General features: G+C 61.6%; 10 protein-coding genes and 4 pseudogenes. 2 read left to right on the top strand and 12 right to left on the bottom strand.

Annotated elements, in window-relative coordinates; all coding sequences use genetic code 11:
- Positions 1-74 precede the first annotated feature (74 nt).
- Both JFV26_RS01090 and JFV26_RS01095 read left to right on the top strand, forming a co-directional pair.
- Complete coding sequence (locus JFV26_RS01090; protein ID WP_201188952.1) at positions 75-1,499, top strand: sigma-54-dependent transcriptional regulator; 1,425 nt, start codon at positions 75-77, stop codon at positions 1,497-1,499.
- A gap of 212 nt (positions 1,500-1,711) precedes the next feature.
- Positions 1,712-2,518 (top strand): class I SAM-dependent methyltransferase, encoded by an 807-nt coding sequence (locus JFV26_RS01095; protein ID WP_201188954.1) that lies wholly within the window; start codon positions 1,712-1,714, stop codon positions 2,516-2,518.
- A gap of 214 nt (positions 2,519-2,732) precedes the next feature.
- Here JFV26_RS01095 and JFV26_RS01100 read toward each other — a convergent pair whose 3' ends face one another.
- The 12 genes and pseudogenes from JFV26_RS01100 to JFV26_RS01155 form a co-directional block, all read right to left on the bottom strand.
- The gene (locus JFV26_RS01100; RefSeq protein ID WP_201188956.1) at positions 2,733-3,431 is read right to left on the bottom strand and encodes an N-acetyltransferase; all 699 of its coding nucleotides are present in this window, start codon (positions 3,429-3,431) and stop codon (positions 2,733-2,735) included.
- 115 nt (positions 3,432-3,546) lie between these two features.
- Positions 3,547-4,337: pseudogene (locus JFV26_RS01105) on the bottom strand (ChbG/HpnK family deacetylase).
- Positions 4,309-5,514 (bottom strand): GNAT family N-acetyltransferase, encoded by a 1,206-nt coding sequence (locus JFV26_RS01110; RefSeq protein ID WP_201188958.1) that lies wholly within the window; start codon positions 5,512-5,514, stop codon positions 4,309-4,311. Before JFV26_RS01110 ends, JFV26_RS01105 begins: the two are co-directional and overlap by 29 nt.
- A 4-nt stretch (positions 5,515-5,518) precedes the next feature.
- A complete protein-coding gene (locus JFV26_RS01115) occupies positions 5,519-6,208 on the bottom strand; it encodes an N-acetyltransferase (protein WP_201188960.1) in 690 nt (229 codons plus the stop codon).
- Between the two features lie 84 nt (positions 6,209-6,292).
- Positions 6,293-8,211: pseudogene (locus JFV26_RS01120) on the bottom strand (hypothetical protein).
- Positions 8,208-9,511, bottom strand: a pseudogene (locus JFV26_RS01125) (lipopolysaccharide biosynthesis protein). Before JFV26_RS01125 ends, JFV26_RS01120 begins: the two co-directional pseudogenes overlap by 4 nt.
- Positions 9,508-10,509: a polysaccharide deacetylase family protein gene (locus JFV26_RS01130; protein WP_201188966.1), complete on the bottom strand. Its 1,002-nt coding sequence runs from the start codon at positions 10,507-10,509 to the stop codon at positions 9,508-9,510. Before JFV26_RS01130 ends, JFV26_RS01125 begins: the two are co-directional and overlap by 4 nt.
- A gap of 12 nt (positions 10,510-10,521) precedes the next feature.
- Positions 10,522-11,658, bottom strand: a complete 1,137-nt coding sequence (locus tag JFV26_RS01135) for a glycosyltransferase (protein ID WP_201188968.1) — start codon at positions 11,656-11,658, stop codon at positions 10,522-10,524.
- Positions 11,651-12,618 (bottom strand): annotated as a pseudogene (locus JFV26_RS01140) (glycosyltransferase). The gene JFV26_RS01135 and the pseudogene JFV26_RS01140 overlap by 8 nt, the downstream one beginning before the upstream one ends.
- On the bottom strand, positions 12,615-13,985 hold the full coding sequence (locus JFV26_RS01145) for an O-antigen ligase family protein (RefSeq protein ID WP_201188970.1): 1,371 nt from the start codon (positions 13,983-13,985) through the stop codon (positions 12,615-12,617). Before JFV26_RS01145 ends, JFV26_RS01140 begins: the two are co-directional and overlap by 4 nt.
- Positions 13,982-15,088: a glycosyltransferase family 4 protein gene (locus JFV26_RS01150; protein ID WP_446739888.1), complete on the bottom strand. Its 1,107-nt coding sequence runs from the start codon at positions 15,086-15,088 to the stop codon at positions 13,982-13,984. Before JFV26_RS01150 ends, JFV26_RS01145 begins: the two co-directional genes overlap by 4 nt.
- Positions 15,073-16,665 (bottom strand): GumC family protein, encoded by a 1,593-nt coding sequence (locus tag JFV26_RS01155; protein ID WP_201188972.1) that lies wholly within the window; start codon positions 16,663-16,665, stop codon positions 15,073-15,075. Before JFV26_RS01155 ends, JFV26_RS01150 begins: the two co-directional genes overlap by 16 nt.
- Between the last annotated feature and the right edge of the window lie 2 nt (positions 16,666-16,667).

The following is a 16,667-nucleotide window of genomic DNA, read 5'->3' on the forward strand; positions in this document are numbered from 1 at the left end:
GGTCGTATTGACCCGTCAGAAGCAGGAAGGAATCCGCGTTTGTCTCGACGCTAAAGTGACCACGGGAGGGGAATATGGAGCACAGCATACTGCTGGTCGAGGATGACGAAATCCTCGCCGAGAATATTCAGACCTACCTGAAGGGCGAGGACTTCGAGGTGATGGTCTGCCACTCGGCCGAGGACGCACTGGAGCAACTGGGCACCTTCGTCCCGGACGTGCTGCTGACCGACAACGTGTTGCCGGGCATGAGCGGCCACGACCTGATCCAGACGCTGCACATCAGCGCGCCGGATCTGAAAGTGATCATGATGAGCGGATACGGCAACGTCGAAGATGCCGTGATGGCGATGAAAGAGGGCGCTTTCCATTACGTCACCAAACCGGTGGCCCTGCCCGAGCTCAAGTTGCTGCTGGACACGGCCCTGGCCACCGACCGCATGGAGCGCATGCTGTCGTTCTATCAGGAACGCGAGGCGCAGAAGTTCGGGATGCAGGCGTTGATTGGCGAATCGGCGCCGATGCACGACCTGAAAAATACCATCGGCCAGTTGCTCGATGCCGAGCGCCGCATGGCCAATACCGACCTGCCGCCGGTGCTGGTGGAAGGTGAGACCGGCACCGGCAAGGAACTGGTGGCCCGGATGCTGCACTTCGACGGCCCGCGCGCCAAGGGGCCCTTTATCGAATTCAACTGCGCCTCGATTCCGTCCAGCCTGGTGGAATCAGAGCTGTTCGGCCACGAAAAGGGCGCCTTCACCGATGCCAAGGGCCGCCGGGTCGGGCTGGTGGAAGCCGCCGACGGCGGGACGCTGTTTCTCGATGAAGTCGGCGAGATGGACCTGTTGCTGCAGGCCAGACTGCTGAAACTGCTGGAAGACCGAACCATTCGCCGGGTCGGTTCGGTGAAGGAACGAAAAGTCGATTTACGGGTGATCGTCGCCACCCATTGCAACCTTGAACAAAGGGTCCAGAGGGGCAAGTTTCGCCGCGATCTGTTTTTCCGTTTGCGGATCATCTCGATCAAGGTGCCGCGCCTGCACGCCCGAGGGCAAGACGTGCTGCTGCTGGCCCGGCACTTCCTGGCCAGCCACGGCAAACGCTATGGCAAACCGCACTTGTACTTCAGCGTCCAGGCCGAAGAGTTGCTGCTCAGCTACACCTGGCCAGGCAACGTGCGCGAGTTGCGCAACATGCTGGAGCAAACCGTGTTGCTGGCCCAGAGTGACACCATTGCAGCCCACCAATTGAACATCTGCTTGAGCCTGGCGGATGAGCCGCCGATGTTGCCGGAGCCGCCGTATAGCGAACCTCGGCCCATCCATAATGGCGTCGAATCGATGCGCCTGGCGCAAGTGGAGCGAGACAGGGTGCGCAAGATGCTCGACAAGACCGACTGGAACGTGACCAAGTCTGCGCGCTTGCTGGGCCTGAGCCGCGACATGCTGCGTTACCGGATTGAAAAGCTCGGTCTTGAGCGCCCGGACAAGCGTCAGTGATAGAAGCGCCGGTTGGCTGATGGTCGTTCGTCAGAGAACAACGAAGGGCGGGCGGCGCTAAACCCTGTCTGGCCCCCGGACTGACGCTCAAGGCATTCGCTACGTCGTCCACGTTATCCGGATTACAAGATCCCGACAAAGACCTGATGTGGTTTTTCCAAGGGTTGATCTAGACTCGTGCCGGTCAATAAAAACGAGATCTGGAGTACGCAATGGACCTGCCGACAAAACAACAGGCTATCGCCAGCAACCGCGATGCCTGGAATGATTCTGCCAGACACCACAAAGACAATCCCGACTGGCCGGCGCTGCTTGATGCGGTTAGTCAGCGAGACTTTTGCTGCATCGATGACACCCTGCGCGGAGTGCTGGAGCAGGTCGGTGTCGATGGCAAGGACGTGGTGCAACTGGGCTGCAACAACGGCCGTGAAAGCCTTTCGCTGTTCGCATTGGGTGCCCGCAGTGCGGTGGGGATCGATCAGTCCGCAGCCTTTCTTGAGCAAGCCCGGGAATTGGCGAGCCGTTCGCCTCATGACGCTGAGTTCATCGAAGCGGACATCCATCATTTGCCTGTCGAGCTTCAGAGGCGTTTCGATGTGGCGCTGATCACCATCGGTGTCTTGAACTGGATGCCGGACATCGCCGAATTCTTCCGGCACGTCGCGCAAACCCTCAAGCCCGGCGGCGCGTTGGTGATCTACGAAACCCACCCGTTCCTGGAGATGCTCGACCCCGAGGCGGCCGACCCCTATCGCTTCGACAGCTCCTACTTTCGCAGCGAGCCGTTCGTGCAACATCAGCCGATCGTCTACGAAGGCAAAGTCGAACAGCCGGCAGCGCCGTCCTACTGGTTTGTGCACACCCTCGGGGCGATCTTCACCGGCGCCATCGACGCCGGATTGCAAATCAGCCACTTTAAGGAGTACCCGCACTCCAACCGCGAGGAGCTGTATGACCGCTATGAACGGCAGGTGGCGCAGTTGCCGCTGTGTTTTACGTGGGTGGCGGTGAAGCGCTGATTCTTCGAACCGTAGAATGTGTTGTCTCGACTGACGCCTTCGCGAGCAGGCTCGCTCCCACATTGGAGCTCCAAATGACGAAGATCCCCTGTGGGAGCGAGCCTGCTCGCGAAAGCAATCACATGGTCAACCCGATTAAACGGGTGTACCCATTCCACCTGTAGGAGCCTTCGGCAGCTCCTACGGTACGCGGTTTGTTCGCGTGATTGATTTCTCAAGCCTGCGCCGTCGTCTCTGCCGCCACCGGCCGTTCCGGTTTGCGCAATGCGTCGAGGCGTGAGCCTTGGTAGCGGGTTTCGCGGTAGAAGCGCCAGCGGCCGCCGAGCAGGCCATAGACATGGGTAACCCGGCCTTGCTCCTGGTAGCCCATGCGAATGTGCAGTTTCATGGCCGGGATGTTACGGGTGTCGCAGACGTCCACCACCTTGTTGCAGCCCTGGGCCTGCATCGCTTGCCAAAGGTTGACCTGCACATCCACCGACAGGCTGGTGCCGAAGTAGGGGCGGGCCATTTCGCCGCCGAACTCGAAGAACTCACCGGGTTTGACCGGGAACCAGCAGCCGAAGTAGTGGCGGTCGTGGTAATCGCGCACGCTGCCCCAGATGAAGGCGACAGCGTTGCCTTCTTCGTCCAGGTACATGTGCCCGGTGTGGCCCTCGGTGGCGAGTTCGGCCATGGTCCCGATGCGATCGCCGAAGTGTTTGCCGAAGGCCGTGGCGTTGTCCGCGGTAATGGTCACCTGGCGCAAGCCGGAATAGGGCCGCAATTTGTGCGGCGGTACCGGGCTGACCAGATCACGCTCCATCCACAACAGCTCCCAATGGAAGAACACGTAGCGCTTCCAGAATGCCTTGAAGAGACTACCGAGGCCTTTTTGTCTGATTCGTTCGCGAAGTTTGCCGATAACGTTCATGTAGTCCTCCATGGCGCAAGCCAAGGTGTGGTGGATGACGCTTTTGATGGGCCTGGATCAAGGCTGCACATTCAAGTCAAAGCGCCGGTCTTGAACAGGTTGCAACCTATGTAATTCATTCGAGTGCAGTGGTCCCCGTCTGGAAATCCCTGCTCATAACGGCATACGACACCCGCTCGACGCCCGCAAGGCGCTGCTCTAAAACCTGTGTCAACGACTCGTCGGGATTCAGATACGCGTCACCAAAGTCGGCCCCGAGCTGGGTTGGATGGGCGACGATCTCCAGCAGACCGTCGGTCGGCACAGGGGCGTTTCGAAGGTCTACCGGCGTGCAGACATAGTCCGCCGCGGCCCCGGCCAGATTGAATAAACGCCGATTGAGCAATCCCTTGAACACCCGTTTGGGCAGGCTCAGGTTTTGCCCCAGGTTGCGCGCCAACCGTACGGCCACCCTTGCCGGGCGGCGAATCGCGCGACGATTTCGCCGATGGGCCAGATGTTATGCACGTGCTGGTGGGAATCGATATGGCTGGGTCGCACGCCATTGTCCAGGCAACGTTGCCATTGGGCCTCGAGCTCGTCCATCACCGCTTCACGGTCCAGCCGATTGATCCACAGGCTGTGGCGGGCCAGGTTGAGGTCGAACTCGCCCTGGCGGTCGCAAAACGTCGAACGCCCGAGAATGCCCTGGCTCAGCGGCCGGCCATAAGTAAGGTTGAAGTGCAGGCCGATCCGGCCCTTGAGCAACGGGTGCCGGGCCATGACGCAGGCGGCTTCGAACGCCGGCATGTTGGCCATGGCAGTGGCGGAGCTGATAATCCCAGCCTGAAACGCACCGAGGATCACCGCGTTTTCGCACGGGCTAAGGCCGAAATCGTCAGCGTTGACTATGACTTGGCGAGGCATGTTCGCCCTCCGTGATTTTTTCAGCAGTCGCCGCAGGCTTGGCCGCTGGCGTGGTGACCGTGACAGCCGCCGCTGCGCGTTTCGCCCGCCATGTTTGCAAGGCCGGTTTGAACCGTCGCCAGACGCGCAGCGCCAAGCCCAGCGTGAGGCCACTGAGGCGCCAGGAATAGAAACTCCAGCGCCAGTGTTCCAGTTGCCCGGTCATGCGCTCGTGGAGTTGATGGCTGGAGTTTTCCAGACTGACCCGTGAGGCATCGATCCAGCACCAGTTGTCGTCCAGGCCCCAACGAATCCACTCTTCGAGCAGCACCCGGCCGCTGCCCAGATCGGCGTATTGCGGCAGGAACGCCAGGTTGTAGTCGTACAGCCGACCCTGTTCCAGCAAGCCGAGGCGATAGCTGATGCAGCGCCCATCCAACTCCAGCACCACCACCCGTACCAGGCCGCGAGCGGCGAGGGCGGTGAAGGCTCGTTCCATCCATTGTCGGTGGCGTTCGTCGGCGAAGATGCCGACGCCTTCATCGCCTTTCCAGCTCACCGCTTCGACTTCACTGATGGCCTGCAACAGCGGGCCCATGGTCGAGGCGTCCGGGGTGATGCGCCGCACCTGGGCACCACACGCGGCGATGCGTTTGCGTGCGCGGCGCAGTTTGTAACGCGGATCGCCCGAGATTTCCTGGCGATCCGCCTCGCTGATCAGGTGCACCGGCGCCTTGCAACTCAGGCGTCGTTCACCGGTAGAACTGTGGGCCATCCAGACCGCCAGGGCACTTTCCTCACCCGTGGGTTCGGACAGTTCGTTAAGTTGCATCAACGCGTGGGGCACGCGACGACGGATCACAATCAGTGCCCTGCGGATGCTCTCGGCATCGAGGCAGGCGAGCAGCGCCAGGCGATCGGTCAGCGGATAACCGAGGTGATGCAACACCCGGAACGGCAGCCCGCCGAAGCGTTCGCGCAACGCCACCAACGGCAGGCACAGCGCCAGTTCATCATCCTGCCAGCCGAGCAGCACGTGCAGACGCTGCCCGTCGCTGAGCGCCTGCTCCGCGGCGCACAACCAGGCCAGGGTGTTGAACGGCGTGTGGTCCGTCACTCGCAGGCGCAGCGCTTCGTAAGCCGCTGCCGGAAAGTCCGGCGTGCACAGCGAAGTGCGCCATTCGAATCGCGTCGCCATAAGATCAGGTCACCGTGGCTGCAACAGGTGGACGCGATGGTTTGCGCAAGGCATCCAGGCGCGAGCCGCTGTAACGGGTTTCACGGTAGAAGCGCCAGCGGCCGAACAGCTGGTAGACGTTCATGATGCGTCCTTGCTCTTGATAACCCATGCGGATGTGCAGCTTGAGCGCCGGAATATTGTGGAACTCGCAGACATCCACCACCTTGTTGCAACCCTGCGCCTGCATGGCCTTCCACAGTTCCAGTTGCAGGTCCACCGAGAGCGTGGTGCCCCAATAGGCGCGGGTCAGCTCGCCGCCGAATTCGAAAAATTCCCCAGGCTTCACCGGGAACCAGCAGCCGTAGTAATGCTTGTCGTGATAGTTGCGCGCCGCGCCCCAGATAAAGGCCACCGCGTCCCCTTGGTCGTCCAGGTGCATGTGACCGGTGTAACCCTCGCGGGCCAGTTCCGCCATGGTTTCGACGCGGTCGCCGAAGTATCGCGCGAAGGCGCTGGCGTTATCGGGGGTGATGGTGACGACCCGCAGCGGCGGATAAGGCCTGAGGGCGTGCGGCGGGACCGGGCTGATCAGGTCCCTCTCCATCCACAGCAGCTCGTCGTGGAAAAATGCGTAGTGTTTCCAAAGGATCTTGAGGGTGGAGCGCAGGCCTTTTTGCTGGATGCGTTCTCTGAGTTTTGCAATCGCACACATGTTAAGTCTCCTGACGGCGTTGACCGTAGTGGAGTGACTTGGCGCGCGGCCAATGGCCTGCGCGGTCAAACATTCGGTGGGCTTTCATGACGCGCGCCAGCTCAACGCAAACAGGGTTTGTCCTGGCAACTCGAAGCTGACGCGACCGTCCTGGCAGCGATAGGGCGCGTCGCGGCTGCGGTTGTCGGTGCCGAAATAACGCAATGAGCCTTTGTTCAACGGGCACGCCGCGCCGCTCAGGTCCACACGCTGCAAGCGTGTGCCTTTGTTGACGCCCAGCAGGCTGCGTTGCAGGTCGGCGGCCATGGCGAGCACGTCGACTTCGAACGCGTCGTTTTCCAGGCTCATCACGCTGCCCAGCCAATGCTCCTGAATAAACTGCTGGGCCAGGCCCACGGGTTTGAGTTCGAAATGGTCGTCGCCGAGTACCCGTAACATGCCCTTGGGGTAGTTCGGCTCATCGGCGGCCTGGAACCAATTGAGCATCTCCAGCAAACCGTCCTGGGACGAATTGATCACCACCGACGCCCACCACAACGCGGCGTAATGGGTTTCCTGATCGTAAGGGCTCAGGCTTGAGCCGCTGGACATGTTGGTCTGGTCCAACAGCAATGCCTTGCGCGGCCGGCCTTGAGCGTCGAGGCCCACCAACTCTGCGGCGCGGCGCACGCTGTCGCGGTAGACCCGCGTGGCGAACAGGTCGCGAATCATCCATTCGTGCCAGGCCAGGGCATCGACCTTGTCCCCTGATTCCGCCAGCAGACGGCGGGCCCAATCGATGCCGCGCTTGTCGGCAGCGTTGTCGGCAAACGGGCCGTTGACCAGCCGTGCACTGGCCGGCATGGCGATGCGGATGCCGGCGCGGGCGTTGGCCGGATTGCTGCGCACTTGCCGGGCCATGCTGTTGAAGATCGATTGGTAGTTGGCGTAGCTTGGGTAGTTGAGATTCGGCTCGTCGGCGAAGCCGATGTAATGAGTGCCGTTGCCGCCGAGGGCGCGGGTGCTGGCGAGCCAGGCGTCGAGGCCGCTGTTGCTCAGGGTATCGGCGCGCAAATCGGCCTGGCGTTGGCTGCCGGCTAACAGCGTGATGTCCTGGGTGATGCCGAAGCGATCCTGATAAACCTGGCGGAACGCATCTTCGTAGTGCGGGTTTTTCGCGGTGATGTCGACGAAGCTGTAGTAACTGGCGGCTTTCGCCTTGAGTGCATCGAGCACCGCATAACTGGCGGCCGGTGGCATCACGTAGGGCAGGGCAACCCCCAGGTTCGGGGTCTTGCCGAGGATGTCCTTGTGCAGGGTCAACCGGGTCTGGCCGTCGTCTTCGCGCAGGGGTTTGAGCTGTTGCGCCGTTTGCGCGAACAGGTTGGCCGTACCGTCAAGCCAGAACGCCGCTTTGCCGCTGCCTTGCAAACGCAGGCGCCAGATTTGTTCGGTCTGGGCAACCGGCAGTGCGACCTGATCGAATTGCCAATAGGCCCGATAGGGTTTGAGCGCGAGTGACAGTTGTTGGCCGTCGCTCACCCGTTGGGCCTGCAGGGCGCCGACGCCACCGTGGAACTTGCCGGCGAGTACCGCGTGTTCTCCCGGGCTACTTTGAAATACAACTCATCGCCGTCATGGGTTTCGACACTGAAATGCACCTTGGCCGGTTCGAACAAAGCCACTGTGTGTTCATCGTGTTCGACCTTGTAGCGGCGAAAACTGTAGCCCGGAATTTCCAGTCGATAACTGGCGGCGCCCGGCGCCAATGGCCAGCTCTGAGTACCGCGCAATTCACTGGCGCCGATCAGGCGTTCGCCCTCAAGCTTGCCCTGCCCATCGATCAAATACAGGTGTTCTTCGTTGGCATCCGCCTGCCACGCCGGGACCCAACGTACGGTCACGGTGTCGGGGCGATCCGCTTGCAGGTACAGGCTGCCGTCGCGAATGTCCGCCCAGCGCATCGTCGCCGCTTGAGCATCGAGCGCCAAGCCCAACCCCAACAGCAGCGCCAGCCGTTTCATACCGACTTCCGTTGCAGCATATGCAGCATCGGTGCGACGTCGCTGGGCAGGATGATCAGGGTTTGCCAGACCGGCACGCCGCTCAATCGGCAATACATCGCGAGCAACGCAATGGTCACTGCAAGGTAGGCGATGGACGAAGCCGCTGCGGCGCCGACGATGCCATAAGCCGGAATCATCACCAGGTTCAGCGCCAGGTTCAGCAGCGCACCCAATCCCATCAGTAGCGACACCGTGCCGGGACGATTCTTGCCGAGTAAATCCAGGCGCAGGATGCTCGCATAGCACAACCCCAACACCCCGGCAGCAAGGCGAGCAAGGCCGGATACGCCGGTTGGTAGGCGATGCCGAACAGCGTAACGATCAGCCATTGACCGATGACGGCCATGGTCAGGCACGCACCGAGCATCACCGTGGCGGTCAGGCGCAGGGCCAGCGGGGTGACTTTGTCCATGCCTTCGTCTTGTTGCAGCAGGCGTTTCATCAGTGGCGTGGTGACCGCTTCCGGGACGATCAGCAGCAACTCGGCGGCAGCACTGGCCATTGCGTAATGACCCAGCGCCGTGCTGCCGAGCAAGGCGCCGATGAACAGGTAATCGGAACGCAAAATCACTTGCTGGAACAACAGGTCGGGATGGCTGCGGGCGCTGTAGCGCAGCAATTCGTTCTGGCCGGCGCGGTCCCATTGCAGCTTCAGCGGTTGATCGCGCTTGAGCCAGACCCAACCGGCCAGCACCACCAGGCTGAGACCCGCCAGCCAACTGATCAGCGCCGCTTCCAGGGCGGCGGTTTTCCACATCCAGAACAACGCCAGAAACAGCAGCAACGGTGCCAGGGATTCCACAAGGCGCAAGGCATTGAACGCGACCACGCCGCCCGAGGCATTGTGCAAGGTCAGCAAGCCACTCTTGAGTACGGTCAGCGGCACCGCCAGCAGCAGCAGCCAGGCTAGCAAACCCAGTTGTGTGGTGATGTCCAGTTCACTGCCAAACTCCCGGGTCAAGGCGACCACCAACAGGGTCAACAGCGCCGCGAGTAAACAGCCGAACACCAGCACTTGGCTCAGCAGCAAGCCCATCGGCCGTTGCTTGGCCGCCTGATAGCCCACCGCCGAATTCAAGCCGCCGCTGGTGGCGGCGCTGATCAAGTCGGGCAGGGTGCTGAGCAGCGCAAACAAGCCACGCTCACTCGGCCCGAGAATCCGCGCCAGCAACACGTTGCGCAGCAAGCGCAGGCCAATCATCGCCAATTTGGTGCCCATGCTCAGGGCCAGGTGCTTGAGGTAGTGGCTGCGGCTCATGGCCGGGCACCGCGGTAGATGCGCCAGGAGAGCAACTCCGGCTTGCGCGCCGTGCGCTGGCTGACGCCAAAACGTGGCAAGGCGAAGGGCTCGCCGTTGCCGCGATAAATCCCGGTGCTGGTGCTCAGGGCGAACACGAAATCGTGGTCGGCCACGTGCTGGCGAACCCGCGCGTCGTGGTCGCCGTTGGGGTAGCAATAGACTGGCAGCGGCCGATTGCAGCCGTTCAACAGCGCATCGCGGCTGCGACTGAGTTCTTCATCAAGGCGTTGATCGTCGAGGCCGGTGAGGATCGCATGACTCGCCCCGTGAGGACCGAAGCGCACCAGCCCGCAGGCTTCCAGCGAGCGCACTTGCTGCCAGTCCAGGGCCTGGGGCAACGACTCTTCGGGGCACTCGTCGGTCAGTCGACTCAGCGCCTGCGGTGCCAGGGTTTTCAGGCTTTGCAGGTAATGCAGTAGCGTCAGGCTGCGGCGCTGAATATCCAGGTCATCCATCAACACCGGCAGCGGTCGGCCGACCTGTTGCAGGCACTCGACCAAGTGGTGCCGGGCTTTTTCGCCATGGCTTCCCCAGAGGGTTTCACCGATGCTCTCCCACCAGAAACGCTGGCGGCTGCCGATGAAATCGGTGGACAGGAAAATGCTCGCCGGCACCTGATATTTTTGCAGCAGCGGGAAGGCATTGACGGCGTTGTCGCGCCAGCCGTCATCGAAGGTCAGCGTCACTTTTGGCCGTTCCGAGCGCTGGGTGCCGGGCTGCAGGATGTCCATCAGCGGCACGCAGTCGAAGTGCTTTTTCAGCCAGATCAGCAAGTGCTCGAACGCTTTTGGCCCGACGCACAATTCATTGCGGTGGGGCAGGTCAGCGGCGCGGTCGCTGGCCAGCACCCGGTGCAGCATCAGGATCACCCCGGCGCCGTGCAGTTGACTGCGCCCCACTGATGAATTGAGGTACAGCCAGCCACTGGTGCGTTTTAATAATTGTTTGATCGCCATGGCACGCTCCTTTCATCGATTTTGCTCGGGGTTCCACTGGCTATACCGATGGCCACGCAGGAACTGCCACAGACCGATACTCATCCCGGCAAGCGTCACCAAAAGGAATGCGGCCAGGCGAAAGGGTTTGGGTAAACGGTGTCGCACGTCCAGTAGACCGGCGATGGCCACTGCATAACCGAGCAGTTGCGCCACCAGGCACACTTGATAGAAAAAGTGCTCGTCCCACAGCCAGAAGTTGCTCAGCAACAACGGCACCAGCAGGACCGGCGCCAGCCGCCGGATCAGCTTGTGACTGATCAGCGCAATCGCATACAGACCATGCTTCAGCGGGTTGAGCAGTTCCCGCCGCTGAGCGAGGCTTTGCAAGCCGCCGACGGTGACCCGCTGACGCCGACGAAATTGCTTGTCGGCTTCGTCCACGCCGTGGTCGATCACCTGGGCTTCGGGCACATAGATGATGCGTTTGAACGCCACCGGTGCGCAGGTGCTGATGAAGAAGTCATCGTTGACCTCCGCCGGCACGTTCTGGAACAACTCGCGACGCAAGGCAAGCAGCGCGCCGTCGGCGGACACCATGCAACCGGTGCGGTTCTCCGCCCAGCGCAGCCAGCCTTCGTAGTGTCGATAGAGGCTGTCACCCACGCTCAGGCCACCACCGGTGACCGGGATCACCATGTGCCCGGCGCAGCCACCGACGTCGGGGTCTGCCAGCGGCGCCAGTAAGTGACCAAGCGTCTCGCGGGACCATTGGTTGTCGGCATCGGTGAACACCAGAATGTCGCCGGTGCTCAACGCTACGCCGGCGTTCAGGGTTGCCGCTTTGCCCTGGCGGGGCAGGTCGAGCACGCTGATGCGCGGGTCGACGACCTTGTGTGCACAGGCCACGGTGTCATCGGACGAACCGTCGCTGACCAAAATGATTTCGAGCCTGGCAGGCTGATAATCCTGGGCGAGCAGGGTGAGCAGCTTGTGTTCGATGTGCCGCGCTTCGTTGTGCGCTGCGATCACGATGCTGATGTTCAGCGGTGGCGCAGGGTCATGCCGGCGAGGCGCAAACATCGGCGCCAGCAGTGTCAGTAGCAACGGGTAACCGAGGTAGGCGTAGACGGGCAGCAACAGGCACAACCAGAAAATGAATTCAGCCACGGGCGGGCCTCCTGGCATTCCAATGACACAGGCTGAAGATAAACGCGGCGCCAGCCAGGTGCAGACGCATCCAGTGCAGGCCCCAGAGTTGCAGAGTCAGAAGGATATCGCGGTGTTTCAGGCTCTGGCGCAGGCTCAGGGCCAGCCCCGGCAGGGAAGTCATCAGCACCATCAACGCCGCGTGGTGCGGGGAGCCATTGAGCAGCGCGGAGATCGCCAGGAAGTCGAGCAACCAGACGATGATCGACAGCATTGGAAACCGCAGCAAGCGAAAGCTCACCCCATGGGTGCGGAGCAATTGCAGGTGACTGCCCTGGCGCCACATTTCCTTGCCCATCCACTCGCGCCAACTGCCTTCGTAACCCCAATGCAGGGCGATGCTTTCATTGACCGCCATCAAGCGCGCGCCGGCTTCACCCAAGCGCATGGTGAAGTCTTTGTCCTCACCGGTGCGCAAGGTTTCGTCGAAGCCCCCGACCCGGTCAAACCAGGTGCGGAGCATCAGCAGGTTGGAGGTGGGTAGCCATTGCACCGGGTGCAGGATGTTGCTGCGCGGGCGCAATGTGCGACGCTGCCAGGCATCGGCATACCAAGGCGCTTCGGCCGGGGTATTCAGGTCCAGGCCGAACACTTCGGCCCGGAGCCGGACTCGATTCCCAATACCAGGGTCAGCCAGTCTTCGGGCATCTCGACGTCGGCATCGAGGAAGGCCAGCCATTCGCCGGTGGCGATGGCCGTACCGTGATTGCGCAGCGCCCCGATCAGCACACCGGGCAGCACCAATACCTGCGCACCGAACTGCCGGGCTATCTGCGGGCCCTGATCACTGGAACCGTTATCGACCACAATCAGCTCGCACTCCAGGTTCGCGGCATCGGCGGCCTTTTGTGCGGCGAGCAAGGTCCGGCCGATGTGCCGGGCTTCGTTGAACATCGGGATAACGATGCTGATTCGATTCATGCCTTGGCCTCCACCAGGGGAGCCTCTTCGGCCTTCAGGCGCAGCACGCTGGTCAGGGCGAGCATGATCCACACGTACTTTTGGTTCGGCGCGCTGAGGAACATCAAAAACAGCGTCAGCGACAGAAAACTCATGCCCAGGTGGGTTATCAGGTCGGTCTGTTCCCAGTTGCGCCGCAGCATCCAGGCGCGGCGGGCGCGGATCAGGTTGTACAAGCCGAGGGCGAGCATGCCGACGAACAGCAGGCCGGCGGGAATTCCCAGTTCGCTGAAGATTTCCATGTAGGTGTTATGCGCCCGGCGATACAAGTCACCAACCTTGCGGTTGGCGGAAAACGCCTTCGCGTAACCGGTGGTGGCGTAGTGCAGCGGGAAGGTGCCGGGGCCGGAACCCAACAGCGGGTTCTCGCGGATAATCTGGCTGCCGACCACGATGTACGACGCACGCCGGCCGAGGGATTCATCGTCGTGTCCCTTGGCCCCGGCGCTGAGCACGCTCAGCGACTGGATGCGGGCGATGTAACCCGCCGGCATCGCATAGATTGCCAGCGGGATCACAATCGCCATGCCGAGCATGGCAAAGCCTAAATGCCGCGGCCGGATGCGCGGCAACTGTGCGCGATAGTGCCAGACCCCGATGACCAGGCTGAGCATCAACACCACCAGCCCGGAACGGGATTCGGTCTTGGTCATGCCGCCCAGCAGCAGCAGGCAGCAACCGCCCCAGAACAGCCGGTGCAACAGGTTCGGGCTGCGGATGACCAACAGCAGGCCCAGGGGGATGGCGAAGGCGATGAGCAGGGCAAAGGCGTTCGGGTCTTCGAGCAGGCCGGCGGCGCGGCCCTGGTCCTGATACTTGGTGGAAAACATCGCCAGTATGCAGGTCATGCTGACACTCAGGGTCACCAGTCTGGCAAACAGGTCCAGGTTCAACTCGCGACCGATCAGCAGGGTAATCACAAACAGAATCAGGCCGACGCTCAGCTCCCGCAGGTGCCCGAATGACATGCCCAGGTCATCGCTGTTCATCAGGCTCAGCATGTAGAGGATCATGAACCAGATCAGGTAGCGCCAGAGGTTGCTGCGCAGGCGTTCCGACGGCAGTTGATGAATCGCCAGTTGCAGCATCAGGATCAGCGCCAGCGAGGCGCCGACGAATTTGGTCCCTGACAGCGCACTGTCCTTGAAAAAACCTTCGAACGGCACCAGCGCGACGATCCCGAGCAAACCCCAGGTCGGTTTGCGATAGAGCACCGCGACACCCACCAGGCCAAGCACCGCGCCCGGCGCCAGATACGGATAAGGGCTGGCCAGCAAACCGAGGCAGACCAGGCTGAGCAAACTGACGATCGAGAGCGGAAAGATCACGAGCGTGCCTCCCGTGCAGTACGGATATAAAGCTGCGACCAGCGTTCGGCCAGGGCCTTGAGGTCGTAGCGATCCAGTTGCGTGCGTTTTGCGTTGTTGCTCAACTCGCGGGCCAGCGCCGGCTCCGACAGCAAGGTGCCGATCTGTCGGGCGAGGGCGGCGCTGTCGGTGGGCGCGGCGAGCAAGCCGTTGTGCCGGTCTTCCAGCACATCGGGTATTCCGCCGACACCGAACGCCACCACCGGCACCCCGGCCTGCATCGCTTCCAGCAAAATCATTGGCGTGCCTTCGGTGCGCGAGCTGATCACCAGCGCATCGAGTTGCCGCCACCACGGCCCCATGTCGGTCTGGTATCCGGGCAGGGTGATGCGTTCTTGCAAACCGGCGGTGTTGATCCGTGTCAGCAGGGTTTCCCGTTCCGGTCCGTCGCCAAGCATCACGGCGTCGAGTTGCGGGTGTTGCCGGCACAACGGAATCAGTGCGTCGAGAAACAGGTCCGGGCCTTTTTCACTGCTCAGCCGCCCGACGTAACCCGCCAGCCACCGCGGGTGGTCGACGCTGTGCGACAGCAGGTCGTTGGCCGCCGGCAGGCCGTTGGGGATTACTTGCAGTTTTTCCGCCCGGACGCTGGCCTGGCGGCACTGTGCCGCGATGCTTTCGGCGACGCAGACCACTCGGTTCACCGACGTGGTGCGGCACAGTTGCAGGCTGACCCAGGTGTAGAACTTCTGCTTGCGACTGCGCGGCGTAAAACCGTGCTGGGTAATCACCAGCGGCAGGCGCAACAGCGTCGCGCCGACCCAGCCAAACAACAGGCCTTTGAAATTATGCGTATTGAGCAACGGTTGTTCGGCCCGCCGCTGGCGCAAATGCGCCAGCAACGCCCCCAGCCCCGCGCAGTCGCGACAATCCACCCCGGCCTCGCGAAACCGCGCGATCAGTTCTGGCGGTGCATCGAGAAACAGCACCTGGTGCTGCCCCGGCGTCGCCAGGCAATGGTCCAGCAGCATCCGCTCAGCCCCATAGAAGCCGCCGCTGCTGAGCAAATGAATGATCGGCAGGGCGCTGGAAGGGTTGAGCGGCGCGTTCAATTGCGCACCCAATGCACGAAGCTCGGCACGGTCCAGTTTTTGTGCGGGTTGGTCGCCAGGGTGTTTTGATCATTGATCACCAGCAGCACGGGCAGGCCCAGTTCGTGGGTGATTTGCGCCGGATGCTTGAAGCGATGATCGAAGAACTCACGCACGTAAACCAGGGCAATCGCCAGCAACAGACCGGTGAACAAGCCGAACGGAATGATCAGGAAGGGCTTGGGAAACGCCGGATCAGTCGGCTCATACGGCGGGCTGAGCACCCGGGCATTGGACAGGTCGTTGTCCAGCGAACGGGAGGTGCTGCTTTCGGCAAAGCGTTGGGCATAGGTGGAGAACGCCGCGTGCAAGGCATCGATCTCGGTGTCCATCTGCCGCAGCTTGCTCTGGGTTTCCTGCAACTGGTGGATGCGGTTCTTGAACTCGGCAATGCGCGCGGTTTTCTGGTCGATCACCGAGCTGACAATGACCAGGTCGTTGGTCCGTTCCTGAATCCGGTTGCTGACGATTTTCAGGAACTGCTGGCGGGTGCGCGAGATTTGCTCACGGGTCAGCAGCATCGGTTCACTGCCTGGCTGGAACACCGCCAGATCGTTCATGTAGCGGCTGACCTGAGTGGTCAGTTGCTCACCCAATTGCTTGATCTCCCGGTCTTCAAACGCCACGTTGTCGACGGTGGTGGTGAAGGTGTAGGGGAAGGTGTAGTCGTTGAGCTTGGACGCGGTGGCGGCCGCCAGGCTGGTTTTCAGGTAGTCGAGCCAGCGCTCGCTTTGCAACCGACGGTCCTGGAACAGATTGAGCGCTTGTTCTTCGGTGTTGATGGCGTTGAGGCGGAAGGTGATCTCTTCCTTGGGATCGGACGAACCGATACTTTCAAGCAACGTCAGCCGGGTGCCTTCCAGACCGTCGAGACGCACCTGGTACTGCTTCTTCTTGGTTTCATAGAAGCTTTGCGGCAAGTCGATGGACTGCAATTCCTGACGGCTGGCCAGGTAGTTTTGCAGCAATGTCGCGACAAACCCGGTGCCTTGGTGCGGATCGTCAAAGCTGTAGATGATGGAGATCACGTTGGAGCCCGGCAGGGTTTCGACCTTGAGTTTGTCCATGGCCTCCTGGGTCAGCGCATCCAGGACGGTGTCGCGCACCGGATCGGTCTCCATGCCCAGCGCGGACTTGACCGGGTTGATCACGTATTCGCGCAGCGGGGTGGTGACAAAGCGTTTGAACGGCTGGCTCACCAGTTTGTAGAACACGCCAGGGCTGGGCGTGTACTCGCCTTTATCCCGCAGTTCGCTGATGGTCTGACGAATCAGCGCCGGCGAACGCAGGATATTGCTCTCGGTTTCCATGTCCGCCAGTGACGGCGGAATGAAGCTGGCATTTTCCTGATTCAGGGAGGTCGTCGCGTCGCCCTGAGAGAGTTTCTTGGACTGCACGATCACCTGGGCGGTGATATCGAAGCTCTGTTTGAGCACCAATGGCAAGACCAGGACGATCACGGCAAAGACCAGGAACACGCGCTTTACCAACTGCTTGTTGGCGAAGAAGATCCTGAAGAACTCATGCAAGTAGTTTTCTTTTGGATTCATGG

Origin of the sequence: Pseudomonas sp. TH31 (assembly GCF_016650815.1) — a bacterium.
Classification (GTDB): Bacteria; Pseudomonadota; Gammaproteobacteria; order Pseudomonadales; family Pseudomonadaceae; genus Aquipseudomonas.

Bases quoted from the DNA above. Each gene is read 5' to 3' on its own strand.
- JFV26_RS01115 (WP_201188960.1), bottom strand. From the start codon at position 6,208: ATGTGTGCGATTGCAAAACTCAGAGAACGCATCCAGCAAAAAGGCCTG.
- JFV26_RS01110 (WP_201188958.1), bottom strand. From the start codon at position 5,514: ATGGCGACGCGATTCGAATGGCGCACTTCGCTGTGCACGCCGGACTTT.
- JFV26_RS01155 (WP_201188972.1), bottom strand. From the start codon at position 16,665: ATGAATCCAAAAGAAAACTACTTGCATGAGTTCTTCAGGATCTTCTTC.
- JFV26_RS01095 (WP_201188954.1), top strand. From the start codon at position 1,712: ATGGACCTGCCGACAAAACAACAGGCTATCGCCAGCAACCGCGATGCC.
- JFV26_RS01130 (WP_201188966.1), bottom strand. From the start codon at position 10,509: ATGGCGATCAAACAATTATTAAAACGCACCAGTGGCTGGCTGTACCTC.
- JFV26_RS01100 (WP_201188956.1), bottom strand. From the start codon at position 3,431: ATGAACGTTATCGGCAAACTTCGCGAACGAATCAGACAAAAAGGCCTC.
- JFV26_RS01090 (WP_201188952.1), top strand. From the start codon at position 75: ATGGAGCACAGCATACTGCTGGTCGAGGATGACGAAATCCTCGCCGAG.